Source organism: Streptomyces sp. SP18BB07 (genome assembly GCF_036322545.1).
Lineage (GTDB): Bacteria > Actinomycetota > Actinomycetes > Streptomycetales > Streptomycetaceae > Streptomyces > Streptomyces deccanensis.
Map to the genome: position 1 here is coordinate 56,299 of NZ_JAQYWT010000212.1, position 25,493 is coordinate 81,791.

General features: G+C 71.6%; 22 protein-coding genes. 10 read left to right on the top strand and 12 right to left on the bottom strand.

All coding sequences use genetic code 11. The annotated features are described in order from the left end of the window. The first annotated feature begins 33 nt into the window (after positions 1-33). On the top strand, positions 34-1,527 hold the full coding sequence (locus tag PUR53_RS03180) for an MFS transporter (protein WP_329897140.1): 1,494 nt from the start codon (positions 34-36) through the stop codon (positions 1,525-1,527). 131 nt (positions 1,528-1,658) lie between these two features. On the opposite strand, the gene PUR53_RS03185 is transcribed toward PUR53_RS03180, so the two are convergent. Beyond that, positions 1,659-3,467 carry a lysyl oxidase family protein gene (locus PUR53_RS03185; RefSeq protein ID WP_329907297.1) on the bottom strand — a complete coding sequence of 603 codons (1,809 nt, stop codon included), beginning with the start codon at positions 3,465-3,467 and terminating at the stop codon, positions 1,659-1,661. A gap of 420 nt (positions 3,468-3,887) precedes the next feature. Here PUR53_RS03185 and PUR53_RS03190 point away from each other — a divergent pair, with 420 nt between their 5' ends. Then, the gene (locus PUR53_RS03190) at positions 3,888-4,979 is read left to right on the top strand and encodes an SCO2400 family protein (protein ID WP_329907298.1); all 1,092 of its coding nucleotides are present in this window, start codon (positions 3,888-3,890) and stop codon (positions 4,977-4,979) included. 57 nt (positions 4,980-5,036) lie between these two features. On the opposite strand, the gene PUR53_RS03195 is transcribed toward PUR53_RS03190, so the two are convergent. Continuing rightward, a complete protein-coding gene (locus PUR53_RS03195) occupies positions 5,037-5,510 on the bottom strand; it encodes a MarR family winged helix-turn-helix transcriptional regulator (protein WP_329907300.1) in 474 nt (157 codons plus the stop codon). Positions 5,511-5,667: 157 nt separating this feature from the next. Between PUR53_RS03195 and PUR53_RS03200 the strand changes: the two genes are divergently transcribed. Both PUR53_RS03200 and PUR53_RS03205 read left to right on the top strand, forming a co-directional pair. Next, positions 5,668-6,957: a cytochrome P450 gene (locus PUR53_RS03200; RefSeq protein WP_443078104.1), complete on the top strand. Its 1,290-nt coding sequence runs from the start codon at positions 5,668-5,670 to the stop codon at positions 6,955-6,957. A 26-nt stretch (positions 6,958-6,983) separates the two neighbouring features. Then, positions 6,984-7,184 carry a ferredoxin gene (locus tag PUR53_RS03205; RefSeq protein ID WP_329897145.1) on the top strand — a complete coding sequence of 67 codons (201 nt, stop codon included), beginning with the start codon at positions 6,984-6,986 and terminating at the stop codon, positions 7,182-7,184. A gap of 26 nt (positions 7,185-7,210) precedes the next feature. On the opposite strand, the gene PUR53_RS03210 is transcribed toward PUR53_RS03205, so the two are convergent. After that, positions 7,211-7,903: a TetR/AcrR family transcriptional regulator gene (locus PUR53_RS03210; RefSeq protein WP_329907302.1), complete on the bottom strand. Its 693-nt coding sequence runs from the start codon at positions 7,901-7,903 to the stop codon at positions 7,211-7,213. Between the two features lie 183 nt (positions 7,904-8,086). Here PUR53_RS03210 and PUR53_RS03215 point away from each other — a divergent pair, with 183 nt between their 5' ends. Then, positions 8,087-9,526, top strand: coding sequence for an alpha/beta hydrolase (locus PUR53_RS03215; protein ID WP_329907303.1), 1,440 nt, complete (start codon positions 8,087-8,089; stop codon positions 9,524-9,526). A 26-nt stretch (positions 9,527-9,552) separates the two neighbouring features. Here PUR53_RS03215 and PUR53_RS03220 read toward each other — a convergent pair whose 3' ends face one another. Both PUR53_RS03220 and PUR53_RS03225 read right to left on the bottom strand, forming a co-directional pair. Continuing rightward, complete coding sequence (locus PUR53_RS03220) at positions 9,553-10,341, bottom strand: dienelactone hydrolase family protein (RefSeq protein WP_329897148.1); 789 nt, start codon at positions 10,339-10,341, stop codon at positions 9,553-9,555. A gap of 212 nt (positions 10,342-10,553) precedes the next feature. Beyond that, a complete protein-coding gene (locus PUR53_RS03225) occupies positions 10,554-11,303 on the bottom strand; it encodes an NADPH-dependent F420 reductase (protein WP_329907304.1) in 750 nt (249 codons plus the stop codon). A gap of 123 nt (positions 11,304-11,426) precedes the next feature. On the opposite strand from PUR53_RS03225, the gene PUR53_RS03230 reads away from it, so the two are divergent. Then, entirely contained in the window at positions 11,427-12,026 is a 600-nt protein-coding gene (locus PUR53_RS03230; protein WP_329897150.1) for a TetR family transcriptional regulator, read from the top strand. A gap of 33 nt (positions 12,027-12,059) precedes the next feature. On the opposite strand, the gene PUR53_RS03235 is transcribed toward PUR53_RS03230, so the two are convergent. Beyond that, the gene (locus PUR53_RS03235; RefSeq protein WP_329897201.1) at positions 12,060-12,674 is read right to left on the bottom strand and encodes a hypothetical protein; all 615 of its coding nucleotides are present in this window, start codon (positions 12,672-12,674) and stop codon (positions 12,060-12,062) included. 159 nt (positions 12,675-12,833) lie between these two features. On the opposite strand from PUR53_RS03235, the gene PUR53_RS03240 reads away from it, so the two are divergent. From PUR53_RS03240 to PUR53_RS03250, 3 genes are all read left to right on the top strand, one after another. Then, on the top strand, positions 12,834-13,022 hold the full coding sequence (locus tag PUR53_RS03240; RefSeq protein ID WP_045558652.1) for a hypothetical protein: 189 nt from the start codon (positions 12,834-12,836) through the stop codon (positions 13,020-13,022). 135 nt (positions 13,023-13,157) lie between these two features. Beyond that, positions 13,158-13,352, top strand: coding sequence for a hypothetical protein (locus PUR53_RS03245; protein ID WP_329897151.1), 195 nt, complete (start codon positions 13,158-13,160; stop codon positions 13,350-13,352). 141 nt (positions 13,353-13,493) lie between these two features. After that, complete coding sequence (locus tag PUR53_RS03250; RefSeq protein ID WP_329907305.1) at positions 13,494-15,074, top strand: HEAT repeat domain-containing protein; 1,581 nt, start codon at positions 13,494-13,496, stop codon at positions 15,072-15,074. Positions 15,075-15,161: 87 nt separating this feature from the next. Here the strand turns inward: PUR53_RS03250 and argG are convergent, their stop codons facing one another. The 6 genes from argG to PUR53_RS03280 form a co-directional block, all read right to left on the bottom strand. Then, positions 15,162-16,616, bottom strand: coding sequence for an argininosuccinate synthase (argG, locus tag PUR53_RS03255; protein ID WP_329897153.1), 1,455 nt, complete (start codon positions 16,614-16,616; stop codon positions 15,162-15,164). Between the two features lie 90 nt (positions 16,617-16,706). Beyond that, a complete protein-coding gene (locus PUR53_RS03260) occupies positions 16,707-17,114 on the bottom strand; it encodes a VOC family protein (RefSeq protein WP_329897154.1) in 408 nt (135 codons plus the stop codon). A gap of 65 nt (positions 17,115-17,179) precedes the next feature. Beyond that, positions 17,180-17,776: an exonuclease domain-containing protein gene (locus tag PUR53_RS03265; RefSeq protein WP_329897155.1), complete on the bottom strand. Its 597-nt coding sequence runs from the start codon at positions 17,774-17,776 to the stop codon at positions 17,180-17,182. Between the two features lie 30 nt (positions 17,777-17,806). After that, positions 17,807-19,135 (bottom strand): serine hydrolase domain-containing protein, encoded by a 1,329-nt coding sequence (locus tag PUR53_RS03270; protein ID WP_329907307.1) that lies wholly within the window; start codon positions 19,133-19,135, stop codon positions 17,807-17,809. Positions 19,136-19,311: 176 nt separating this feature from the next. Continuing rightward, positions 19,312-20,253: a hypothetical protein gene (locus tag PUR53_RS03275; protein ID WP_329907308.1), complete on the bottom strand. Its 942-nt coding sequence runs from the start codon at positions 20,251-20,253 to the stop codon at positions 19,312-19,314. A gap of 119 nt (positions 20,254-20,372) precedes the next feature. After that, positions 20,373-21,227 carry a hypothetical protein gene (locus PUR53_RS03280; protein ID WP_329907309.1) on the bottom strand — a complete coding sequence of 285 codons (855 nt, stop codon included), beginning with the start codon at positions 21,225-21,227 and terminating at the stop codon, positions 20,373-20,375. Positions 21,228-21,466: 239 nt separating this feature from the next. Between PUR53_RS03280 and PUR53_RS03285 the strand changes: the two genes are divergently transcribed. Next, a complete protein-coding gene (locus tag PUR53_RS03285) occupies positions 21,467-25,450 on the top strand; it encodes a glycoside hydrolase family 2 TIM barrel-domain containing protein (RefSeq protein ID WP_329907310.1) in 3,984 nt (1,327 codons plus the stop codon). Positions 25,451-25,493: the final 43 nt, after the last annotated feature.

Sequence of the window (25,493 nt, forward strand, 5' to 3'; positions counted from 1 at the left end):
AGTAAGTCAAGCAAAGCAAACGGAGGCCATGCCATGTCCCACGCCCTTGCCCGACCCGCCGACGCGGGGGCCGGTACCCCGTCGCGGCCGAACGCCGTGGTGGCGGTGCTGGCGCTGGCCGGGATCGTCGTCGCGCTGATGCAGACACTGGTCATCCCGATCGTGCCGGAGCTGCCGAGACTGCTGGACGCGCCGGCGTCCGACACCGCCTGGGCGGTGACCGCGACCCTGCTCGCCGCGGCCGTGGCCACCCCGGTCGTGGGGCGCCTCGGTGACATGTTCGGCAAGCGACGGATGCTGCTGCTGAGCATCGTGCTGCTGGTGTCCGGCTCGGTGGTCTGCGCGCTGGCCGACTCGCTCGTACCGATGATCATCGGCCGGGGTCTGCAAGGACTCGCGGCCGCCGTCATCCCCCTCGGCATCAGCATCATGCGGGACGTGCTGCCCGCCGAGCGGCTCGCCGGGTCGACCGCGCTGATGAGCGCCTCGCTGGGTGTCGGTGGCGCGCTCGGACTGCCCGCCGCCGCGTTCATCGCGGACAACTGGAACTGGCACCTGCTGTTCTGGACCTCCGCCGCCCTGGGCGCCCTGTCGTTCCTGCTGGTCCTGACCGTCGTACCGGAGTCGAAGGTGCGCACCGGCGGCCGTTTCGACCTGGTCGGGTCGCTCGGGCTGTCCGCCGGTCTGGTCTCCCTGCTGCTGGCCGTGTCCAAGGGCGCCGACTGGGGCTGGACGAGCGGGACGACGCTGGGCCTGTTCGCGGCCGCCGTCGTGATCCTCGCGTCGTGGGGCTTCTACGAGCTGCGGGCGAAGCAGCCGCTGGTCGATCTGCGGACCACGGCCCGCCCCCAGGTGCTGTTCACCAACCTGGCCTCGGTGGCGCTCGGGTTCTCGATGTTCGCGATGTCGCTGGTCCTGCCGCAGCTGCTCCAGCTGCCTGAGCAGACCGGCTACGGCCTCGGCAAGTCCATGATGACCGTCGGTCTGGTGCTGGCCCCGCAGGGTCTGGTCATGATGGTGATGTCCGCGGTGTCCGCGGGGCTCACCAAGGCCAAGGGCCCGAAGGTGACGCTGATGGTCGGCGCGCTGATCGTCGCCGCCGGCTACGGCCTCAACATCGTCCTGATGAGCGAGGTCTGGCACCTCGTGCTGGTCTCCTGCGTCATCGGCGGCGGTGTCGGCTTCACCTACGGCGCGATGCCCGCGCTGATCATGGGTGCCGTGCCGGAGTCCGAGACGGCCGCCGCCAACAGCCTGAACACGCTGATGCGTTCGCTCGGCACGTCGTTCGCCAGCGCCCTCGCCGGCGTCATCCTCGCCCAGATGACCACCGACTTCGGCGGCTACGCGCTGCCCTCCGAGAACGGCTTCAAGGTCGTCATGGCCATCGGCGCCGGCGCCGCCCTCCTCGCCTTCCTCCTCGCCTCCTTCATCCCGAAGCGCCGCGCGGCCGTCCCGGCACCGGACGCCCAGGGCCCGGCGCCGTCGGTAGAGGCGGAGGGGCAGGTGGCCGCGGCGAAGGCGTGACGCCCCCGTCCCACCACCGCACACCGACACCCCCCACTCACCCTCCCCATACGGCGAAACCCCCAGGCCCTGGGCCTGGGGGTTCGTTGCCGCCGGGGGCGGATCAGACCGCTGTCACTTGGCGTCGACTGTCACTTGGCGTCGATCAGGTCGTGCGGCGGGACCTGGACCGTGCGGGCGCCCTCCGTGCCACCGAGGATCACCTTGCGGAGCGCGATGTTGTTCTTGTGGTTGGCCTCCTGGAGACGGTTCTCCGGGTTGGCGATGACCTGGATGTAGTACGTGCCGTTCGGCAGGTCGGTGATGTCGAAGGACTGGCCGGGACGGTACTGGGTGTACGTGTCGCCGGAGCCGACGTCGAGGACCTCACGGACGTTGATGGCGTCCTCGGAACCGCACGCGGTGGACAGGTCGGTGTTGTCCGGGTGCCAGTTGGCGTTCTTCACCGTGTAGTCGATGGCGTCGGTGTTGGCCAGGCAGAACGCCTCCTTGCCGGAGCGCACCTCCTTGGTCTGGTCCGCGCTGAGCAGGCGGTAGCTGGCGAAGTCCGTGAAGTGCCAGTGCTCGTGGCCCTCGCGCGGGTCCCACTCCATGGTGCCGGCGGGCGCGTAGCCGACCTGCTTGCCCTTGGCGTCGTAGAAGTACTGGTACGAGTCCATCAGGTTCGCGCCCGGCTTGCGGAAGCCGTCGACGACGAGCGGCGCGGGGCCCGCGTTCCAGACGTTGGCGCTGAAGGCGAGGTAGTCCTTGCCGGGTGCGTCGCCGTCCTCGCCGTCGGTGATGGCGATGTCCCAGGCGGGCAGCGAGCGCAGGTCCGGCTTGGGGGTGTTCGCCGGGGCGCCCGCCTTGCCGGTGGGACGCTTGGGGGCCGCCTGCAGCGCGGGCGCGATGCGGGAGCCGTCGGTGTGGCCCTTGCCGTCGCCCAGGTGGTTGGCCAGGCCCCGGTCCTGAAGGGCGAAGGACAGCTCGGGCGGCGTCGGGGCGTCGGCGCCGCGCGGGCCGTAGTGGTGGTTGTCCGGAGCCGGCTGTCCGGCCGGGGCGGACTGCGCGTCGTGACCGCCGTGGGCTCCGCCGTGCCCGCCGCCGTGGTGGGCGGAGGACGACGACTTCGACGGGGCCAGGCCCACGCCGCCTTCCCCGCCGTCCTCGCCGGCAGGCTCCTCCCGCACCGTCACCTTGATGGTCGGCCGGTCGTCGGGGATGCCGAACAGGTCGCGGTACTTCTTCGCGACCCCGACCTGGGCGGTGTACTCGCCGGCCGGCAGGTCCACCCCGTTCTCGTAGTCGAACTGGGTGGTGTTGGTGGCCCAGCCCTTCTCGATGCCCCACACCGAGCCCAGCGTCCACGGGTTGGTGGAACAGCTCTGCGGATAGTGGTTGAGGTCGGGGGCGTCCGGACGGATGCGGCCCGAGGCGTTGTTCGGACAGAAGGTGTTCTCGCTCTTCAGGACCTCCTCGCCGGCCGCGTTCTTGATCGACATCTCCAGGAAGCCCTTCAGCCCGGAGAAGTCGTCGACGACGCCCTTCGGCAGCGTCTTCGTCTTGGTGGTCTTGCCGTCGCGCAGGAACTGCTTGACGACGACGGGGTCCTTGTACGACTTCCGCGTCACCTGGAGCTCCAGGGGCGCGTTGTCGACCGACAGGTAGGTCCCGAGCTGGAGGCTGACACCGCCCATCCACTCGGAGCGGGTGAGCGTCACGGAGTTCGACGCGGCGATCAGCTTGATCTGCGGCGTCCCGGGCTTCGCGGCGGGCGCGGCACCGGCGCCGGGGGCGGCCCCGGCCACGGCGGCGACCACGGTGAGCGACGCCAGGGCGGCGAGTGCCGGGCGCTTCAGGCGGCGGCGGTCCTGAGCACCGGCCGGGCCGGGCGAGCTGGTCGAGCTCGCCGGACCGGTCTCGCCGGTCGGGCTGGAGGAGCTGGTCATCTGGCTGGTCATCGGTTCCTCGTCTGCGAGTGCCCTGGTCAGGGGCATCGGACTGGACAGCCCACGGACGACGGCGGACCTGCGGTCGGCCGAACGGATGCACCCCCACGCACCCCGGGCCGACCGGGCTCGTTCCGCTCGCCCTGTGAGCAACCTGTGAGACCGGCAAAAGACGTGCCCGGGTTGCCTGTTGGGACGGAATTCAACGGAAGGTGTGGCGAGCACGGCTCAAACACACGCCCGCGCATCCCTGCGGAACCGGTTCCAAGTCCCCGGGGAATCCGCGCAGGAGCGTCACACAGCCTGCACACAGCCCTGAGAATGGCTCGTTAGCGTTGCTGACCGCTCGATCCGCTCGATCCCACGTGCGAACGTGATGTGACCGGGCCGCGGCCCGGCGGGTCGACGGCATGCCAACACAGGAAGACCTCGATGGACTACTGCTCCTCATGTCGCCGACATCTCAACGGTGCCCTCGTGTGCCCGGGCTGCGGCGCCTACGCGCCCGACATAGCCCCGGCCGCGATCGACAGCCGTGTCGACCCGTCCGGGCCCACCGGGACGGCGACCGCGCCGCTGATGATCCCCATGCCGCCGACGACACCGGCGGCACCGGTACTGCCGGCGGCGACGTGGGAGTACGGGGCGACGGACGAGGGGTGGCACGGCGGGGCACCGGCGGACGACTCGGCAGGCATCGACGGCGGGCACCTCGGCCGGAACACCGACCGGATCGCTGACCGGACCGCTGACACGGATGCCGCTCGCGACGTGAACGGCGTGGACGGCGTGAACGGCGTGGACGTCGAGGGCGTGGACGTGGTGCCGCAGGGGCGGGCCGCCCGGCGGCGTCAGTTGGCGCGGTGGAAGAAGAACCAGCGCCGGGCCGTCGTCGCGACCGCCGTGGCGCTGGTCGGTGGCGGACTGACCGTCATGGGCATGGACCGGCAGTCCACCGACCGCACCCAGGCGGCCACGGCCCCGGACGCCGAGAGCCTCGGCTCCGTCGAGCAACAGGGCTCGCAGCGCGACCGGGCGTCGGCGACGGAGACCGACGACGCCCGGCGCACCCCGGACGACTCCCCCTCATGGACCCCGTCCGGCGACCCCGCACGCGACCGCTCCACCGCGAGCCGGTCGAACTCCCGCGCCGAGCAACCCAACTCGCCCCGCACGGACTCGGCCACGCCGTCCGCACAGGACGCGCGGACCGGCTCCTCGGGCGCCGGCAGGTCGGCCGCCGACGACACCGCCGCCGCCCCGTCGGACGAGGCGACCACACCGCCGGCCACAGACGACTCCGGCTCCTCGTCGGACGCGGGCACCGGCACGGGATCGGGCTCCGGCGCGGACAACGGCTCGGGCACCGGCTCGGAAGCGGGAAGCGGCTCGGGCGGGGACACGGGATCAAGCTCCGGCTCGGGCTCCGGTTCGGACACGGGCGCATCGGACGGTTCGAGCTCCGACACGGCGACGACGTCCCCCTCGGGGCTCTGCCTGCTCGGGATCGTGTGCGTGAACTGACGCACGGCCACACACCGCCGCACGCAGGACACCAGAGGGCTGACCGTTGCCAGGCGGTCAGCCCTCGGCCATCGGGCGTGGCCAAGAACGTCCGCTGACACGTTCGATGTCGGTGTTGAACTGCTCCAGGTCGGCGACGAAGCGCCGAAGGCGTTCGGCGGGCCAGTCGGCGATGACGCCGGTGAGCCCGGCGACGAACTCCTCGCGCTGCGTGGTGAGGCGAGCCGCCCCCTTGTCGGTGATCCGGAACTTACGGGCCACTCCCCCGTCGGGGTCGAGGGTCCGCTCCACCAGCCCCTCTCGCAGGAGCGCGGAGGTCTGCCGGGTGAACGTGGACGCGTTGAACCCGAACGCCTCCACGAAGTCCGGGATGGACATGGGCCCTTGGGCCTCCAGCCTGGTGAGCAGAACATAGGCGCTGCGGTCCAGGGCACCGCCGTCGCGGACGCCACGGGGCGTCGACGTCTCGCGGTTCCGCGTCAGGATCAGCAGTTCCCGCTCGATGCGCTTCCCCGCCTCTCGGGCATCCACCGGTCTCCTCCTGCCTGTCTGGTCTCCATGGGCCCCTCACCCTACGTCGAGATTGCGCCATGCATGGATGGTGCATGATGCACCATTGATGCAGGATGCACTACCCATGTAGCGTGCATTCCCATCTCCCTCCCTCCCCCCACTAGGAGATGCCGAGATGGGCAAAGCCGAGACAGACACGGTCGGGACAGGAACGGCTGGGACGAGCGGTGGTGGTGAGGAAGTGGTCCGGCTGCCGATGGTCAGCGCCGGGCCGCTGGACCCGCCCGCCGCGTGGGAGCGGCTGCGCGCACGCTGCCCGGTGGCCACGGTCGAGCTGCCGAGCGGCGACCGGGCGAAATTCGTGAGCCGTTACGACGACGTCCGCGCCCTCCTCTCCGACCCCCGCTTCGCCCGCCCGCGCGCCGGCGAGGACACCGCGCGGCTCTCCGCCGACGGCTCCGGCGGCGTCGCGGCCGACGCGAGCCCCGAGTACACGCTGGCGATCCCCGAGCACGGTGAGCAGCATCTGCGCTGGCGCCGCCAGGTGGGCCGGTACTTCACCGCGAAACGCATGGCGGCCCTGCGCCCCGGCATGGCGCGGATCGCGGAGTCCCTGCTCGACGAGATGATCGAGCACGCCACGCCGGGTGAACCCGCCGACCTGAAGGCGGCCCTCGGCTTCCCGCTCCCGGTCTACGTCATCTGCGACCTGCTCGGCGCTCCAGCCGAGGACCGCGACCGCTTCTCGCACTGGTCGGACGCGTTCCTGAACGTCAGCCGCTTCTCGAAGGAGGAGACCCGGGCGGCGTTCACGGAGTTCGCGGGCTATATGTCCGCCCTGGTCGAGGCCAAGCGCGCCGCACCGGGCGAGGATCTGCTCAGCACACTGATCGTGGAGAGCGCCGCGCTGCCGGAGGAGGAACGCCTCACCGACGCCGAACTCCTCGCCACCGGCATGGGGTTGCTGGTGGCCGGCCACGAGACCACCGCGAACATGATCGGCAAGATGGTCGCACTGCTGCTGGCCGACCGCAGCCGCTGGGAGCAGTTGCTCGCCGACCCCTCCCTCGTCCGTACGGCGGTGGAGGAGGTGCTGCGCTTCGACGCGAACCTCGGCGCGTTCGGGATGCGGCGCTATCTGAGCGAGGACGTGGAGCTGGACGGGGAACTGCTGCCGGGCGGCACCACCGTGTTCTGCGGGATGTCCTCCGCCAACCGGGACGACCGGGTCTTCGCCTCGCCCGACGAGATGGACCTGACCCGCAGCCCCAACCCCCACCTGACGTTCGGCGCCGGGCCGCACTCCTGCCTCGGCCAGGCCCTCGCGCGCACGGAGCTGCAGGTCGTCCTCGAAGTTCTCCTCCGCAAACTCCCCACCCTCGAACTCGCCGTCCCCGCCGATGAGTTGCGCAAGGTCGAGGGCCTCCTCGTCGGCGGCCTGCGCGAGGTCCCGGTGCGCTGGTGACGGGGGTCTTCCCAGGAGGTGTCCTCATGAAGGTCCACGTCGACGAGACGAAATGCTGTGGCGCCGGCCAGTGCGTCCTCATCGCCCCCGAGGTGTTCGACCAACGCGACGAGGACGGCATCGTCGTACTCCTCGTCCCGACCCCCGCCCCACCGCACCATCCGGCCGTCCGCGAGGCGGCGGCGGTCTGCCCGACGGCGGCGATCACTGTCGACGGGACGGAGTGAGCGGACTGTGGATCCGGATGATCTCGCTACCCCCTGGCCGACCGATGCGGCCCCAACTCTCCTAGTACGGCGTGGAGTTGCTCGGCGGTGAGGGCGGGCCCCGGCAGGGGTGGCGGCGGTGCCGGGGCGGGTGCGGAGGGGCGGAGGCCGTCGAGGAGGAGGGCGAGGGGGCGGCGCCAGGCGTCGGGGGTGGTGGCGGCGGTGAGGGCGGGGACGGCGCGGCCGAGGGCGGCGAGGGCGAAGAGGACGTCCTCGGTGGTGGCATCGGCCCGCACCGTGCCCTCCTCACGACCGCGCAGCAGCAGGAGCTCGATGGTCCGCCGGTTGTGCTCGTGGACATCCTCCAGGACGTCGATGCCCGGCAGATGCGTGGTCATGAGGTCGTTGGTGCCCCGGTCGGCCGCCAGCGTGTGGAAGACCGCGCCGAGGTATTCGACCAGCCCGGTCCAGGCGTCCGGCGCGTCGCGGACCCGGTCCCCCACGGCCATCGTGCCGGTGAGCTGGTCGTGGAAGACGGCCTCGATGAGGGTGGCGCGGCTAGGGAAGTGCCGGTAGAGCGTCGCGTTCCCCACCCCGGCCCGGCGGGCGATCACATCCAGCGGCGCTTCGAGCCCCTGCTCGGTGAACACCTCGTGAGCCGCCGCCACCAGCAGCTCCCGGTTGCGCCGCGCGTCACGCCGCCGCACCGGCGGTGTCCCACGGCCCGCACCGACGGTCATCCGATCCTCCGCGTCGCTGAACAACCCCCGATGCCGAAGCCCGATGCTACGTGGACGTGGCTCCGAGCAGGCCCTGCGGGTCGGGAACCGTCCGTTGGCGGCCCCGGTGGTCGAGTCGCGCGGACGGCGGGGGAAGCTTGGGCCGGTGTCGTTACCCCCCAACTCCCAAGGAGACGACCGGAGATGACGAAACGACCGGCGCGTAGAGCGGTGTTGAGCGGTGGGCTGGGCGCGGGGCTGGCCCTGGCCGGGGCGGTGGGCGTAGGCGGGGTCGGGAGTGCCTGGGCCGTCGGCGGCGGGGGGCGGCGATGGGGCGCCGCCGACGGCGGGGGCGTGGGCGAGGAGTACGTGCCGGTCCCGGTCGGGGCCGGGGGCGGGCCCGTCGGCAGTGATCGGGTGCATGTGCTGAAGGTGGGGCCGCGGGACGCGCGGACCGTGGTGGTGCTGGTGCCGGGGATGTTCGGCGCGGCGAACGACTTCCGGCTGATGGCCCGGGACCTGGTCGCGCGCGTGCCCGGGACACAGGTGTGGGCGGTCGACCGGCGGGAGGAGAACCTCGCCGACCGCAGCGGGTTCGCGAGGGGACGGGGCGCCGACCCCGTGGGCTACTACCTCGACGGGCGCTACCGGGCCCTGGAGCCGGCCGCCGCCGGGTACGTCGGGCGGTGGGGGCTGGAGCGGGCCCTCGACGACCTGCGGTGCGTCGTGCGCGCCGCTCGCGCGGGCGGGCGGCGGCGGGTGGTGCTCGGCGGACATTCCTGGGGTGCGACCAGTGCGCTGGCGTACGCGGCCTGGGACTTCGGCGGCCGGCCGGGGTACCGGGATCTCGTGGGCCTCGCGGTCCTCGACGGGGGCGTGCGCGGCGCGTTCGAGGGGACGGGGGCGCCCGTGCGGGACTCGCCGGAGGAGGTGCGGGAGCGGCTCGCGGCGATCGCCGGCGGGCAGGTCTTCGACATGACGCTCAGCGGCGTCGGACTGGGCGACCGGGCCGAGAGCACCCAGATCTGGTACCAGCTCGCCGGGTGGTACGCCCACCACGACCCCGAGGGCCGGTCCGTCCTCCAGGACCGGGTGCCCGAGGCGCTGCGGGTGCCGTTCCCGGTGACGAACGCCGCGCTGCTCGGCAGCTTCGTCGACGCGGGCTTCGGCTGGCCGAACGACATCAGCGTCCACTCCGGGCACCTCGCGGCGGCGGCCGACGCCGACGGCGTACGGGGGTGGGTCGACGACGGGATCACGCCGATCGGACGGGTCGCGGAGGCGTACGCGGGGCCCGTGCCCGGGGTGTGGGAGTGGTACTGGCCCGCCCGTCTCTCCGTCGACCTGGACGTGAGCGACGCCTTCGCCGACACCGACCTGGCCCGTTCCCTCGGGCTGCGCCTGCGCCACGCCGCCGGGCTCGACATCCCCCTCTACGCCTTCCAGACCAGTTACGCCAAGGGCACCGTCGTGGAAGGCGCCCGTCGTGTCGCCGCCGAGGCCCGCGTCCCGTACGCCGTCTACGAGTCGGACGACTCCATGAACCACCTCGACCCCCTCTTCGCAGCCACGGCCCACAACACGGCGACGCACACCCTGACGGAGTTCCTGGGGAGAGTGACGGGGACGGCCAGGGCTCGGTGACGGCCGGGGGTGCCTCACCGTCGCCCTCAGAGCGTGCGGGCCAGTAGGTCCAGCAGGGCCGACCAGTGGCGTTCCGTCGCCTCACGGCTGTGCATGGCCGTGTCGGCCTGGGTGAAGCCGTGGTGGGCGCCCTCGTAGACCTCGGCCCGGTGGCGTACGCCGGCGGCGGTGAGGCTCTTGCCGAGGCGGTCGATCTGGTCGGCGGGGTTGGTGGAATCGTTGTCGGCGTGCCCGAAGTAGAGCTCGGCGGTGATCCGGTCGGCGAGCAGATGGGGGCTGTCGGGCGCGTCGGTCGCGAGGTACGCGCCGTGGAACCCCGCCGCCGCGGCCACCCGCTCCGGGTACGTCCCGGCCGTACGCAGTGCCAGCCCCGCGCCCATGCAGTAGCCGGTGATCCCGACCGGGCCGCCGTTCGTCAGGGGGGAGGCGTCCAGCCAGTCCAGGTAGACCCCGGCGTCGCGCATCGCCGCGTCCGGCGTCAGTCCCAGCATCGCCGGACGGATCCGGTCGATGATCTCCGGCCGCTCCGCCGGATTGATGAACGCGGGCAGCTCCACCAGCGGCGCCCGCCCGCTGCGGTACATCACGTTCGGCAGCAGCACGGCGTACCCGGCCGCCGCCAGCCGCTCCGCCATCCCCTTCAGATGCGGCCGCACCCCGAACGCGTCCATGTAGAGGAGCACGGCGGGGTGCGGCCCGCCGTCGGCCGGGTGGCAGACGTACGCGTCGACGGTCCCGTCGGGGGTGGGGATGTCGACCGGGGACGTGTGGACGGGACGGGCGGGGCGCGGAGCGGGACCGGCGGAGGGGGTCATGGGCTGATTCCCTTGTGTGGAAGGCGAGTTGACGGGCTTGCGGGAGTCTCTGGAGGACGGAGCCGGGAGACGGTCGGCCGCCGACGCCGACGCCGACGCGGACGGAGCCCGGAGACGGTCGGTCAGCCGATGCCGGACGGAGCCGGGGGGCGTCAGTCGTCGGGACGTCAGTCGTCAGGACGTCAGCCGTCAGGACGTCAGCCGTCGGGACGTCAGTCGGCGAGGGCCATGTGGGCCGCGCCCGGCTCGCCCCGTACCGCCGCGTCCGTCAGTTCCCTCACCCGGGCGGCCGGGACCGGGACACCGGGGGTCTCGAAGAACCAGCGCCCCGCCTCCTCCTGGCCGAGCCCGGCCGGGCGTTCGGCCAGGTACGGCGTGACGTACACCGGCGTGCCCGGCTCGGCGCGCCAGCTCTCGGCCAGGGGGCCGAGATCGACCGCGTCGTAGCCGAGGGCGTCGAGGAGCCGGATCACCTCGTCCTTGGCCGTCGCGTGGTCGCCCGCGACCGGCAGGGCACTGCGGTCGGCGGCCCCGGCGGGCCGGGCGCTGGTGAGCAGCCGCCGGAAGTCGATGGCGTTGAACGCCTTGACCACGTACGAGTCGGCCAGGTGCCGCTGGACCAGGGCGCTGGAGGTCAGGCCGCCGCCGTCCAGTTCGGCGAGGCGGCCGTCGCGCTCCGGGTAGTAGTTCATGGTGTCGATCACGGTCCTGCCCGCCAGGTCGGCGGCGGAGAGCCGCGTGTGGGCGTGCAGCGGGACCGTCGCCACGACCAGGTCACCGGCCCGCGCGGCCTCGGCGGGGGTGGCGGCGTGGGCGCGGTCGCCGAGTTCGGTCACCAGGTCGGCGAGGGTCTCGGGGCCGCGCGAGTTGCTCAGGACGACGTCCAGCCCCGCGGCGACGGCCAGCCGGGCCAGCGCACCGCCGATCATTCCGCTGCCGATGAGTCCGAGGGTCTTGGTCATGGCGCCGGATCGCTCCTTGCTATGAGTAACGTGATAACAAGTGCCGTAGCTGAAACTGAGTGTCACGCTAGCCACTGAGTTGCACACCCGCAAGCCGGGGTCGGGCAGGGTTAACATCGCGGGGTGAGTGAGGTGAGCGGAGCGGCCCGCGCGAACACGCGGAACATCGCACGAGCGGCCGTACGGGCCGAACTGGCCCAGGTCGCCTTCGAGTTGTTCCGCCGCGACGGCTTCGACAAGGTGACGCTCGACGATCTGGCGTCGGCGGCCGGGGTGTCCCGGAGCACGTTCCTGCGGTACTTCGGCACCAAGGAGGACGCCGTCCTCGACGTCTTCGACGCGCACGGCGGCTGGGTCGCGGACGCGCTGCGCGCCCGCCCCGCCGACGAGGACGACTGGACGGCGCTGCGCCGGGCACTGGACACGGTCATTCAGCGCTACCACCAGGACCCGGTCGGCTCCCTCGCCACCACCCGGCTCGTCCGGGACACTCCCGCGCTCTGCGCACGCCAGTTGGAGAAGCAGCACGGCTGGCGGCCGACACTGGCGAAGGCCCTGGCCGAACGTCACGGTTCCCCGGGGCCGCCGACCCTCGCGGAGACCGTACGGGCCGCCGCCGCGCTCGACTGCCTCAACATCGCCCTCGACCACTGGACCGCCTCGGACGGCGACCTCGACCTCGTCGCCCTCCTGGACGAGGCCTTCGCGGCACTGACGCCATAGTTGACGCCGTAGCTGACGCCTTGGACGTAGAGGTCAGACGTACACGATCGGGCATGCGCGGCGGATCGAGTGCTGGGCCGCGCGCAGGTACAGGGCGACGTAGAAGGCCATGTCGAGGTCGTCGGCCCAGGGGCCCGGCCGGGTCGCCGCCAGTTCCTTCGCCGGCCCGTCCAGGAACCACATGGTCAGGTCGAGGTTGTCGCACATCTCCGGGACCTCGGCCGTCGGCAGCTCGACGGCCGCCGCGAGCCGCTCCGCGAGCGCCAGCACCTGAGGCGCGCCCGCGACCACGGTCTCATCCGTGTAGCCGGACTCGACGTCGTCCAGCCGGATGGTCTCCTCCAGCGACAGCGGCACCAGCACGGTCCAACCGAGCAGGGTCTCCGTCTCCGCACGCGTGAGGTGGGCCCCGCACAGCGTGACGAACCCGTCCATCGGCGGGACCAGCTTCTCCTCGAAGGTCAGCCCCGAGCCGCGGACCAAGTCCGTCCGCCCGGGCACCGAGTCATAGGGCGGCAGCCCCCGCCGCGCCAGCTCCCCGTTCAGCGCGGCGGCGACCCGCCCCCGCCCCTCCTCCTCGTCCTCCTCTTCGTCCTGGTCCTCACCGAACCAGTCCTCCGCTTCGACGCTCACCAGGTAGATGCCCATGGCCCGGAACGTACCGCGTGCCACTGACAGCGCGGGGGTGTAGCGGGCTACACCCCCCATCCGGGAGGGCACTCCCTCGTGGCGGGGCCGGCCGAGCGGGATCGTTGAAGCACGAGGTCGAACGGACCTCACCCCTCCTCTCCCCGAAGGGAAACTCCCATGAAGGCCCTGCTCGGCTCGAAGCCCGTCCTGTGGTTCCTGTTCCTGTTCAACCTGGTCGTCGCCGCGGTCGCCCCCTTGGTCGTCGACGGCGCGCAGGGCGTGGCCACCGCCGTCGGCATGGGCGTCGTCTCGCTCGGCGCGGGCGTCAGCCTGCTGCGGGGCCGAGGACAGCGGCAGCACGCCTGAACGCCACCGCCGGCGTGCCGATGAGTCTCGGTGACGTGGGCCGTATCCGCGGAACCCCTTCCCGCCCACACGCGTCCCTTCCGTTGTCCAGCTCACCGAGGCACTCCCGGCGTCGGCCAGTCATACAGAGAGCGAATGACCACCGTGCTCATAGCCATCCTGTCCGTCGTCCTCCTGCTCGCCATCGGCGGCTGCGTCTGCGTCTACTGGACCGCCCGGGGCGACGCCCCGCGCTGGGCACGGGGCATCGCCAGGACCACCGAGGTCGCGAGCGAGCTGGTCCTCAGCGCGAACAGCAAGCCCCGCAGCGGCGGCGGGGACAACGACTAGGACGCGCCCGCGATCGTACGACCAGGACCCGCCCACGGCCGGTCGGCGGTCGGCCCGCACAACTCCCGGGCCCTCGGAACAGTCGTTCTCGGTGACATCTCCCCCGTGGCGGGGCGGTGCAGGGAACTCCGAGGGGGACGCGTGGGAGTTGTCAGGGGTGGCGGAGCCGACGGCGCGGCACATCAAATCGCCTATTTCCTGCGGGAGTTGGCGGCCACGGAACCCGGGCGGAGGGCATCCGCCGTCAAGGGGCTCGGGCGGGTGGGGCGTTGGGCGGCAGCCTACGAGGACGTGGTCGCCGATGTGAGGGAGGCGGTCTTACGGGCCGCTCAGGACCCCGCGGCCGTGGTGCGGGCCGGGGCGGCGGACGCGCTCGGCCGGTTGGGGCCCGTCGGAGGGGAGGGCGCGGCCGCGGTGGTCGTCGCTCTGATGGGGGACCCGGACGGCGGCGTACGGCGTCGCGCGTCGCTCGCGGCCGAACGGCTGGCGCTGGAGGGGCCGGACGTCGTCGGGGCGTTCCGGCGGCTGATGTCCGACGACTCGGACTGGCACCTGCGGCTCAACGGGCTGCTCGGGGTGACCCGCCGGGAAGGAGCCCCCGACCCGACGGTGCTCATCCGGCTGCTGGGCGACACCGGCACCCATGTGTGGGGGCAGGCGCGCACCGCCCTCTACCCGTTGCTTCGGCAGGGTCCCGTCCGGGAACAGGTCCTGCACACCGCCCGGCAGGGCCGGGGTCTGTCCCGGGCGCGGGCCCTGGACATGCTGCCGTCGAAGGACCTGGACCGGCTGCGCGGCTCACTCGTCGAGGGCCTGCGCGACGAGTGCCCCGCCGTCCGGGGCATGGCCGCGTCCAAGCTGTCCGGCGACCGGAGCTCCCGCACGGTCGACGCGATCCTGTCCGCCCTCGCGGCCGAGACCGACGCGGAGGCCGCCCGGCGGATGCTCCACACCCTCGGGTGGTGGGGCGAGGAGCGGGCCCTGCCCCTGGCCGTGCGCTGGCTGGACCACCCGCATCCGGGGTCCACCGCCGTCTGGGCACTGGCCCGCATCGACACGCCGGAGGCCTGGGAGTGGATCAGGACGGTGGTCGTCAGCGGGCCGGGACCCGAGCCGGTGCCCGGTCGCGGTCATCCCGGCGTCCGGGACGCCGCCGCCACGGCGCTGGGCGAGCGCGGGGACGCGAGGACCACCGAGCTGCTGCTGCCGCTCCTGCACGATCCCGACGAGCGGATACGGCGTGGAGCGGTGCGGGGTCTGATGGAACTGGGGCGGCACAGGCTGCGACGCCGGCGGCGGCGCCCGGTGGTCGAGGCGCTGCTCGGTCTCCTGACGACCGACGAGGCGATCCTCCCTCACACGCGGGACGCGCTCAGCAACTACCCCGAGGCCCTTCCCGCCGTACGACAGTTGATCGACCACCCGTCCGACGAGGTCAGGGCGGTGGTCGTCTCCCTCCTCGACGTGGACGAGGACGGCGATGTGCGCCTTCTGCTCGGCCACCTCCACGATCCGTCGGAATCCGTCCGGTACCAGGCCCTGTACGGGATCAGCCGGTATGTGGACACGTACGGCGAGCTGCCCGACGCGGCCGACCGGGCAGGCCTGCTCGGCGAGTTGAAGGCCCTCGCGCACGGCCCTTACTCCTCCGTCACCTCCTTCAACATCCGCCTGACGGCGGGCCGGATCCTCGACAAGCTGAAAGTGGAAGGGAAGGCCTGACCAGGACATGAAACGGCCGGCTCGACGCGGTGGGCGTCGAGCCGGCCGTTCCAGGTGTCCGTCGGCGATCCGGGTGTCCGTCGGCGATCAGTCCGTGCCGGACTCCATCGCGGCGCGGTCCAGGAGGGCGTCCTCCTCGGAGACCTCGCCGCGCGAGGCGATGGCCTCTGCGCCGCCCTGCGGCAGCTCCGGCATGGTGCCGATCAGCCCGGTCGCGGCGGCCTGGGAGGCGCCGATCGTGGGGCTGCCGGTGCCGATCAGGCCGAGGCCCGCGTACTGCTCCAGCTTGGCGCGCGAGTCGGCGATGTCGAGGTTGCGCATGGTGAGCTGGCCGATCCGGTCGACCGGGCCGAACGCCGAGTCCTCGGTGCGCTCCATGGACAGCTTGTCCGGGTGGTACGAGAACGCCGGGCCCGTGGTGTCGAGGATCGAGTAGTCCTCGCCGCGCCGCAGCCGGAGGGTGACCTCACCGGTGACCGCCGCGCCGACCCAGCGCTGCAGGGACTCCCGGATCATCAGCGCCTGCGGGTCCAGCCAGCGGCCCTCGTACATCAGGCGGCCGAGGCGACGGCCCTCGGCGTGGTACTGGGCGAGGGTGTCCTCGTTGTGGATGGCGTTGACGAGGCGCTCGTACGCGGCGTGCAGGAGGGCCATGCCGGGCGCCTCGTAGATGCCGCGGCTCTTGGCCTCGATGATCCGGTTCTCGATCTGGTCGGACATGCCCAGGCCGTGGCGGCCGCCGATGGCGTTGGCCTCCAGGACCAGGTCCACGGCGGAGGCGAACTCCTTGCCGTTGATCGTGACCGGACGGCCCTGCTCGAAGCCGATCGTCACGTCCTCGGTGGCGATCTCGACCGACGGGTCCCAGAACTTGACGCCCATGATCGGCTCGACGGTCTCGAGGCCGGTGTCCAGGTGCTCCAGGGTCTTGGCCTCGTGGGTGGCGCCCCAGATGTTGGCGTCGGTGGAGTACGCCTTCTCCGTGGAGTCCCGGTAGGGCAGCTGGTGGGCGACCAGCCACTCGGACATCTCCTTGCGGCCGCCGAGCTCGGTCACGAACGCCGCGTCCAGCCAGGGCTTGTAGATCCGCAGGTGCGGGTTGGCGAGCAGGCCGTAGCGGTAGAACCGCTCGATGTCGTTGCCCTTGTACGTCGAGCCGTCGCCCCAGATCTGGACGTTGTCCTCCAGCATCGCCCGCACCAGCAGCGTGCCGGTGACGGCACGGCCGAGGGGGGTCGTGTTGAAGTACGCCCGCCCGCCGGAGCGGATGTGGAACGCGCCGCAGGTGAGTGCGGCCAGGCCCTCCTCGACCAGCGCGGCGCGGCAGTCGACCAGGCGCGCGATCTCGGCACCGTAGGTCTTCGCGCGGCCGGGCACCGAGGCGATGTCGGGCTCGTCGTACTGGCCGATGTCAGCCGTGTAGGTGCAGGGGACGGCACCCTTGTCACGCATCCACGCGACGGCGACCGAGGTGTCGAGCCCGCCCGAGAAGGCGATGCCGACGCGCTCGCCGGCCGGAAGAGAGGTGAGGACCTTGGACATAGAAATTATTATGCATGGCAATGCATGATCATGCAAAGTCGCCGTCCGGTGACGGCCCTCACGTCCGACGGCTTTCCCGTCCGACGGCTCTCACGTCCCGAGTTCGGTGAAGAGGGTCAGCTGCAGGGCGCCGGGCGCTTCGAGGCGGGAGTTCAGCGAGTTCCAGGGAGTGCGGGTCGGTTCGGCGATCACCTCGGCGCCGGCCGCCGCCAGCCTCGCCGTGGTCGCCGTCGAGTCGTCCACCTCGAAGGCGACCCGGATGTGGCCGGCCACGCGGCGGCCGACCTCCACCTCGTCGATGAACTCCGCGTGCTTCGGATCGGTGATCTCCAGCGTCGCGCGGCCCGCTTCGAGGATCGACACCCGCCCGCCGTCGGACGAGAACGCCGCCCGCTCGGGCAGCCCCAGCACATCGCGGTAGAAGTGCAGCGCGGCGTCGTAGTCGGCGGCGGTGACGACCAGCCGGAGTTCACGGACGGGGGTGGTCTCGTCGGACACAACAGCTCCTGGGCTACTCGGGGTCGAGGAACGAAAGGGTGATCGTGGGGGCCGCTAGGGGACCCCTAGACGATGCCGTCCGGCAGGACGACCCCGGTGCCCGCCAGGTGGCGCAGGGCCGACGCGATGGAGTGGCAGTCGAAGAGGGCCGAGTGTTCGTCGCCCGGGGTGGCGGGCCGGGGGAGCCCCAGGGCCTGCCAGAGGCGGCCCGAGTTGACGCCGGTCGTCGCCGGGGCGACGGCGTTCAGCCACGGCCGGACGTTGAGGAAGCCCGGGGCGAGCACGCGGTGCTCGATCGTCTCGCCCCGGGCCCGGGCCCAGCCGATGTTCTCGCCGAGGACGAGCATGTCGTTGCCGTAGGAGAGGACCGGCCCGCCCCGGCAGAAGGCGAGGAAGTCGCCGAGGGCCCGGGCCGGCGCCAGGCCGTCCCGGTCCACGGCGCGCTGGTCGATGCCGGTGAGGGTGGTGAAGAACGGCGAGAGCCGGGGGTTCACCACCGGGCGGACGAGCGTCTCGTACTCCTCGACGACGGCGTACTCCTCACTCACCCGCACCGCGCCGATCTGCACGATCTCGCGCAGTTGGCCGGGGGCCGACCAGTCCTGCTCCATGGCCCCCGGCCAGGTCGTGAACTCCAGGTCGAAGATGACGAAGGTGGACAAGACGCTGTGCTCCCTGCGGTGCGAGGACGGTTACGGAAGCGTCCTACCCAGCAGACCGTCCGGGAGGATCCGCCACGCGTCGCCCGCCGCGAGCCTCGACTTCGTCCCGGCCCCCGAAGCCGCCCCCGGCTCCTCCAGCGTCGGGCACAGCGCCCCGAAGACGTGTCGCTCGATCGCGTCGTCGATCGGGCTCGGCTCCAGCGCCGTGCCCTCCGCGTTGAGGCGCTGGTACTTCATCAGGTTCCAGCCCATGGAGACCTGTCGGTCGCCGTCCGCGCTGGTGAGGCTGACGGTGCCCGCGCCGAAGACCCCGCCGTCGTGGCCCCAGAACCGCCCGCAGCCGGGCACGTCCAGGGTGTAGATGCCGAGGCCGTAGCCGATCGCGGCACCCGGGGCGATCTCCACCGGAACCGTGCGCTGCATCTCGGCCAGCGACGAGCGGCGGACCAGATCACCGGTGAGGAGCTGCCGGTAGAAGCGGTTGAGGTCGTCCGTCGTGGAGACGATCGCGCCGGCCGTGTACGCCCAGGACATGTCGTAGACGCTGTAGTCGCGGGGCGGGTCGATGAGCCCGTAGAACGACTCGTACATCCGGGAGTGCGGACCCTTGATGTACGCGGTGCGCGGATACGAGGTGTGGCGCAGCCCGGCGCGGTCGATGACGTTGCGGGTGATGTACGTCGACGCCTTCTGACCGGTGACCTTCTCCAGGATCAGGCCGGCCAGCACGTAGTTGGTGTTGGAGTACCTGCCCGGCTGGGCGCCGGGGCTGCCGGTGGCGGGGGCCGCGAGGCCCAGCCGTACGAGCTCGCGGGGGCTGATCGAGCGGAAGCGGTGCTCGTCGAGGCTGGTGGTGGAGTTCTGGGCGAGGGAGGGGAAGGCGCCGAGGACGTAGTCGCTTATGTGACTGGTGTGGTTGAGGAGCATCCGGACGGTGACGGCGTCCCCGCGCTCCCGGGCGTCCCCGTCGGTGCCGGTGCCGTCGAACAGCTCGGGGACGTAGTCCGTGACCGGGGCGTCGAGGCGGATCCGGCCCCGCTCCACCTGCTGCATGATGGCCACGGCCGTGAACGTCTTGCTGATGCTGCCGACGCGGTGCCGCATGTTCGGGGTGACCTCACGGCCCGTGTCCACGTCGGCCAGCCCGGCCGCACCGCTCCAGCGTTCCCGCCCGTCCCGCACGGACGCGTACGTGCCGTACATCCCGGCCTCGTGGACCGCGTCGAGCGTCTCACGCAACTCGGCCCGGTCCAGACGCTCCCCCGACGCCGCCGGACCGGCCGCCTCGGCGGCGGGTACGGCCGCGCCCAGCAGAAGTGTGGTCCCCACCATGGTCCCGACGAGACGTTGCATACGCACGACGTGTCCCCCTCGATCCTGACGTTCCGACGGCCCCGGACGGTCAACTCCGGTGCTCTGTCAGATAATTGTCACGACCAACCGGTGCGCACTACATCCTTCCCGGGGACGATCACTTTCACAGCGGGGCCATGACATCTGTCATGGCCCCGCCGCACATCACCGGACGAACGGTGTCAGAGACCGTACCGGGACTTCATGTGGCGCCAGAAGTCTCGGAACATCCACTTGTCGAACTCGGTGATCTGAGTGGCGCTGCCCGCCTTCATGAGGAAGCAGCACTGGCCGGTCGGGGTCCAGTCGTAGAAGTCGTCGAGGCCGAAGGTGTGGCCGACCTCGTGCAGATAGATGTGGATGTTCTCCTGGTTCAGGGCGCCGGTGAAGTAGGAACGGCCCATGCGCTGGCCCCAGTCGCCGCCGGCGCCGCCGCCGAAGCCCTCGGTGAGCCAGAGGGACTGGTCGTAGTGGCGGGCGGCGCCGCCGGGACAGCGGGAGTAGTTGCCGTCCTGATGGAAGAAGCGGCCGCAGTCGGGGTTGCACTGCGGGGCTCCGGCGCCGTCCAGCATGTTGGTGTAGATGTCGACGGAGTTGTCGCTCCACTGCAGGGTGGAGCGGTTCTTCACCGCCCAGCCGACGATGTTGACGGGGACGTTGGTGTACGGCCAGGCGTTGTGGCCGACGCCGTTGTCGACCATCGCCGCCATCCACTTGCCGAACTGCTTCTTCAGCGCGGCGTGGATCTGGTCGCGCAGGGCGACGCTGACCGGCTGGTCCGACTCCCAGCGGACGCAGTAGTTGACGCTTCCCCGGTTGGCCATGATCTGGTCCCAGCCGTAGTTGCGGAAGCCGTAGAGGTTGCCGTAGGTCGACTCGACGTGGTTCCAGACCTCGTTCAGGGGCTGGACCAGGTTCGAGGGCGGGTTCCAGGCGGCGGGCGCGGCGGCGACCGCGGCCGCCACCGCCCGGTCCTGGGTCTGTTCCTGGACCTGGTCCTGAGCCGCCCGGTCGTTCGCGGCCTGCGCGACGGACGGGGTGGTCAGACCGGGCGCGAGCAGCACGGCCAGGACGGCGGCGAGCACGGTGAGCAGTCTTGCGATGCGGGTGCGCTTGGTGTGCATGGTGAACTCCCTTGTGGGGTCGGGATTTCACGTACTTTCGGTTCACCCTTCCGTCGCCGCCGCCACCCAAGAAGGTTGCCCCTTCGAACCAACTGGCCACCCTTCACCGCCAGTCAGGTCTACTCGGCCTCCTCGCTCTCCCCCGCCTCCCCGAACCGCGCCAGCGCCACCCCACCCCCCACACAGCCCACGAACCCGACCACCGCCAGCCACCCGTACCCGTCGCGGGTCGAGTCGCCGAGCCACAGCACCCCGAACACCCCCGGCCAGACGGTCTCGCAGATGACCATCGCCGCCGTCGCCGCCGTCACCGAGCCGGACTGGAGGGCCTGCACGAGAAGGAGATAGCCGCCGAGGCCGGAGACGACGACGGCGTACGCGGACGGCTGGGCCAGCACCCCGAGGACCGTGGTGTCCGGCAGCAGGCGGACGGCGATCGCGGTGATGCCGAAGCTCAGGCCCGCCGCCGCGCCGAGGACGACGGCCCGGCCCCGCCGCAGCCGGCCGCCCACCACCCAACCGCCCGCCACCACCAGCACCGACGCGGCCAGCGCCGCCACCCGCAGCGGGGTGTCACCGTCCCCGTCGCCCGCGCGTCCGGCGGACACCGCGAGCGTCGCCAGCCCCAGACAGACGACGGCCACGGCGGCCCACTCGGCCCGCCGCGGCCGCAGCCCCAGCACGAGCGTGCCGGCCACCGCCGTGACCGCCAACGACGCGGCCACCGCCGCCTCCACCAGGAACACCGGCGCCAGCCGCAACGCCACCACCTGCGCCGCGAAGCCGAGCGTGTCCAGTCCCGCCCCGGCGAGGAAGGGCCAGCCGCGCAGCACCTCCACCACGGTCCGCCCCCGGCCGCGCGCACCCTCGTCGCTCCGCGCGGTCGCCACCCGCCGCGCGCCCAGCGCCTGCAGCACGGTCGCCGTCCCCATGCACACCGCCGCGCACAACGCCCACGCCACACCCGCCACCATGGGGGCACCGTAGGGTGCCCGCCCGGTGGCGTCACGCTCCCACCCTCACGACCGCACAAAGTCCGACAGAGTTATTGATCCGCTTCTGTTCGAAGTCCTAGTGTGGGCCCGGTTTTCAACAACATCAGACAAAAAATCGGACCGCATCCGACGCTCCTCGTCCCACACGTCACTCCGTACGTGCATCCCTGTACGTCACTCCGTACGTGCCCCCTGTCACCGCGAGGAAGGCCCCGGCAATGCAGCACCCGCACCCGCAACCACCTCCGCAGCCGCACACCGGCACCCCCGCAGTCCGCCCCGTCGTGAGCCGCCGCCGGCTGCTGGAGGGCGGCGCAGCCGTTCTCGGCGCCCTGGCCCTCTCCGGCGGCGACGCGTACGCCGCTCCCCGCACCGGGACGGCGGCCGCCGACACCCCCGAGTGGTCCGGCAACATGGCCCTCTTCCAGGTCGGCGCGGAACCGCCGCACACCACCCTCATGCCGTACGCGGACGTCAGACAGGCCCTCGCCGCCGACCGCACCCGCTCCCCGTACCGGCTGAGCCTCGACGGGACGTGGAAGTTCGCGTACGTGGACCGGCCGGGCGACCGGGACGAGGACTTCTACAAGACGGACGTCGACGACAGCGACTGGGACACCATCCCCGTCCCCTCCAACTGGCAGCTGCACGGCTACGACTTCCCCATCTACATCAACATCACCTACCCGTGGTGGGGGCCCAACGGCCTCGGCGAGGAGGCCCAGCCGCCGAACGCGCCGACCCGCTACAACCCCGTCGGCCAGTACCGGCGCACCTTCCACCTCCCGAAGGACTGGACGGCCGGCGACCGCCGCACCTTCCTGCACTTCGAGGGCGTCAAGTCGGCCCACTACGTGTGGATCAACGGCCAACTCGTCGGCTACCACGAGGACTCGTACGACCCGGCCGAGTACGACATCACCCGGCACCTCAAGCCGGGGAAGAACCAGATAGCCGTCGAGGTCTACCGCTACTCGGACGGCGACTGGCTGGAGGACCAGGACATGATCCGGCTGAGCGGTATCTTCCGCTCGGTCTACCTCTACTCCACGCCCGCCGTGCACCTGCGCGACTTCAAACTGGACACCCCGCTCAGCGACGGCTACACCGCCGCCGAGCTGTCCGTCACCGCGAGCGTGCGCGCGTACGCGGCCGGGCACGAGGGGGCGTACTCGGTCGAGACACAGCTCTACGACGCCCGGGGGCACGCCGTCTGGTCGCGGCCCCTGGTGCAGTCCGTCGCCGTCGGCGCCTCCACGACCGGCGAGGACGTGACCGTCCAGGCGAAGAAGTCCGTCCCCTCGCCCGAGCTGTGGTCCGCCGAACACCCCACCCTCTACACGGCCGTGCTCCGGCTGCGCGACCCGCGCGGCAAGGTCGTCGAGACCCTCTCCCACCGCGTCGGCCTGCGCGAGTTCGCGCTCAAGGACGGGCTGATGCGGATCAACGGCAAGCCGGTCTCCTTCCGGGGCACCAACCGCCACGAGATGCACCCCGACCGGGGCATGGCGCTCACCCGCGCCGACATGGTCCAGGACATGGGGATCATCAAGGGGCTCAACATCAACACCGTCCGCACCTCGCACTACCCCAACAACCCGCTCTGGTACGAACTGGCGGACGAGTACGGCCTCTACCTCGTCGACGAGACGAACCTGGAGACCCACGGCATCCGCGACCGCTACCCCGGCAACCACGCCGAGTGGACGACGGCCTGCGTGGCCCGCGCCCGCGCCATGGTCCACCGCGACAAGAACCACGCCTCCGTCGTCATCTGGTCCCTCGGCAACGAGGCGGGCGGCGGCTCCACCTTCGTCGCCATGCGCGACTGGATCGAGTCCTACGACCCCACCCGCGTCATCCAGTACGAGGGCGACGACCGGCCGACGATCAGCCAGATCCGCTCGGAGATGTACGACAGCCCGCAGCGGGTCGAGCAGCGGGCGAAGGACACCTCCGACACCCGGCCGTACGTGATGATCGAGTACTCGCACTCCATGGGGAACTCGACCGGCAACTTCAAGAAGTACTGGGACCTCATCCGGCGCTACCCGGTCCTCCAGGGCGGCTGGATCTGGGACTTCGTCGACCAGTCGCTGACCTGGCCGGTTCCCAAGCTGAGGGTGTTCACGGATGCCGGTCCGAGCGCGCTGAAGGGCCAACTCCTCACCGCCGCAGGAACGTTCAGTCGAAGCAAGGGGCTGTCCGGCGCCACCGGCTTCACCCGCGACCCCGCCCTCGACCTCACCGGCTCGCTGACCCTGGAGGCGTGGATCACCCCGCACGTCACCGGCGGCCATCAGCCGCTCGTCGCCAAGGGCGACACGCACTACGCGCTGAAGCAGACCAACAACAGCGTCGAGTTCTTCATCTACGGCGGCGGCCAGTGGGTCAGCGTGAGCTGGGGCCTCCCGGCGGACGGCTGGACCGGCCGCGAACACCATGTCGCCGGGGTCTTCGACGCCGAGGCCGGGTCCCTCACCCTCTACGTCGACGGCGAGGTGAAGGCCACCCGCACCACCACCCGCCGCCCGAGCGTCAACACCGCGCCGCTCGCCCTCGGCACGGACACGGACAACCCGACACGCGAGTTCAGCGGCACGATCCGGCGGGCGGGTGTGTACGCGCGCGCCCTGAGCGGCGCCGAGCTGGCCTCCGGGGGGCGCGGGCCGGGCGACGAGGGCGTGCGGTTCTGGTTCGACGCGGCGACGGTGAAGGTGGCGGAGCGGGAGCGGGAGGGCTTCGCGAAGGAACGTTCGTTTTTCGCGTACGGCGGTGACTGGGGCGACAACCCCAACGACGGCGCCTTCGTCGCGGACGGCATCGTCAAGGCCGACCGGGGCCACACCGGCAAGGCCGCCGAGGTCAAACGCATCTACCAGGCGATCCACGCGACCCCGGCCACCGGCGCCGCGACCGACGCCCTCACCCCGGCCTCACGGACGATCACCCTCACCAACGAATACCTGTTCACCAACCTCCGTGAATTCGACGGCAGTTGGACCCTGTCCGCGGACGGCAAGGAGATCCAGCGGGGCCGCCTCACCCGCGCCCAGCTCGACGTCGCCCCCCTCTCCACCAAGGACATCACCGTCCCCTTCCGCCTCCCCTCCTCCCCCGCGCCCGGCACCGAGTACTTCCTCGCACTCTCCTTCACCACCAAGGACCGCACCCCCTGGGCGAAGTCCGGCTTCGAGGTGGCCCGGCAGCAACTGCCGGTGGACGCGGGCAGCCCGGCGGTGACACCGGTCCCCCTGGCGACCGTCCCGAAGCTGACGTACAAGGACGGGCCGAACGAGATCACCGTCACCGGCAAGGGCGTGCAGGGGCGCGGCTTCTCCGTCACCGTCGACAAGTCCACCGGCATCATCACCACCTACAAGGCGGCCGGCACCCGCCTGATCACCTCGGGTCCGACCCCCAACTTCTGGCGCGCCCCCACCGACAACGACAACGGCAACGGGCAGCACACCCGCAACCAGACCTGGCGCGACGCGGGCACGAACCGCGAGGTGACCGACGTGACGGTCCGCGCCCTGGGCGCCGACCGGGCCGTGGAGATCAAGGTCACCGGCACCCTGCCCACCACCGTCGCGTCCGCCTACACCACCACCTACACGGTGTTCGGCAACGGTGAGATCAAGGTCGACAACACGCTCCACCCGGGCGCGGCCTCCCTCCCGTACATCCCGGAGGTGGGCACCCTCCTCCACCTCCCGCGCCGTCTGGACCGCCTCCACTACTACGGCCGCGGCCCGGAGGAGAACCACTGGGACCGCAACAACGGCACCGACGTCGGCCTCTACTCGGGCAGCGTCGCCGACCAGTGGTCCGGCTACATCCGCCCCCAGGAGAACGGCAACAAGACCGACATCCGCTGGGCGGCCCTGACCGACCGCGACGGCGAGGGCCTGCTGATCGCGGGCGACTCCCTACTTGAGGTCAACGCCTCCTACTTCACCCCGGAGGACCTCTCGACCGGCCTCCGCCACGACTACCACCTCACCCCCCGCGACACCGTCGTCCTCCGCGTCAACCACCGCCAGATGGGCGTCGGCGGCGACAACAGCTGGGGCGCCCACACCCACGACGAGTACAAACTCTTCGCCAACCGCGACTACGCGTACACGTACCGACTCCGCCCCCTCCCGGACGTGGACACCGCGACGAAGCTGTCGAGGAGGCCGACGGCTACGGAGTAGTCACCCCTGGCACAGCCGCCAACAACAGGACGCTCGACCGGGG

What these genes read in the sequence shown, in the direction of transcription:
- PUR53_RS03180 (WP_329897140.1), top strand. Translation starts at nt 34, where the DNA reads ATGTCCCACGCCCTTGCCCGACCCGCCGACGCGGGGGCCGGTACCCCG.
- PUR53_RS03185 (WP_329907297.1), bottom strand. Translation starts at nt 3,467, where the DNA reads ATGACCAGCCAGATGACCAGCTCCTCCAGCCCGACCGGCGAGACCGGT.
- PUR53_RS03190 (WP_329907298.1), top strand. Translation starts at nt 3,888, where the DNA reads ATGGACTACTGCTCCTCATGTCGCCGACATCTCAACGGTGCCCTCGTG.
- PUR53_RS03200 (WP_443078104.1), top strand. Translation starts at nt 5,668, where the DNA reads ATGGGCAAAGCCGAGACAGACACGGTCGGGACAGGAACGGCTGGGACG.
- PUR53_RS03205 (WP_329897145.1), top strand. Translation starts at nt 6,984, where the DNA reads ATGAAGGTCCACGTCGACGAGACGAAATGCTGTGGCGCCGGCCAGTGC.
- PUR53_RS03210 (WP_329907302.1), bottom strand. Translation starts at nt 7,903, where the DNA reads ATGACCGTCGGTGCGGGCCGTGGGACACCGCCGGTGCGGCGGCGTGAC.
- PUR53_RS03215 (WP_329907303.1), top strand. Translation starts at nt 8,087, where the DNA reads ATGACGAAACGACCGGCGCGTAGAGCGGTGTTGAGCGGTGGGCTGGGC.
- PUR53_RS03220 (WP_329897148.1), bottom strand. Translation starts at nt 10,341, where the DNA reads ATGACCCCCTCCGCCGGTCCCGCTCCGCGCCCCGCCCGTCCCGTCCAC.
- PUR53_RS03225 (WP_329907304.1), bottom strand. Translation starts at nt 11,303, where the DNA reads ATGACCAAGACCCTCGGACTCATCGGCAGCGGAATGATCGGCGGTGCG.
- PUR53_RS03235 (WP_329897201.1), bottom strand. Translation starts at nt 12,674, where the DNA reads ATGGGCATCTACCTGGTGAGCGTCGAAGCGGAGGACTGGTTCGGTGAG.
- PUR53_RS03240 (WP_045558652.1), top strand. Translation starts at nt 12,834, where the DNA reads ATGAAGGCCCTGCTCGGCTCGAAGCCCGTCCTGTGGTTCCTGTTCCTG.
- PUR53_RS03245 (WP_329897151.1), top strand. Translation starts at nt 13,158, where the DNA reads ATGACCACCGTGCTCATAGCCATCCTGTCCGTCGTCCTCCTGCTCGCC.
- argG (WP_329897153.1), bottom strand. Translation starts at nt 16,616, where the DNA reads ATGTCCAAGGTCCTCACCTCTCTTCCGGCCGGCGAGCGCGTCGGCATC.
- PUR53_RS03275 (WP_329907308.1), bottom strand. Translation starts at nt 20,253, where the DNA reads ATGCACACCAAGCGCACCCGCATCGCAAGACTGCTCACCGTGCTCGCC.
- PUR53_RS03280 (WP_329907309.1), bottom strand. Translation starts at nt 21,227, where the DNA reads ATGGTGGCGGGTGTGGCGTGGGCGTTGTGCGCGGCGGTGTGCATGGGG.
- PUR53_RS03285 (WP_329907310.1), top strand. Translation starts at nt 21,467, where the DNA reads ATGCAGCACCCGCACCCGCAACCACCTCCGCAGCCGCACACCGGCACC.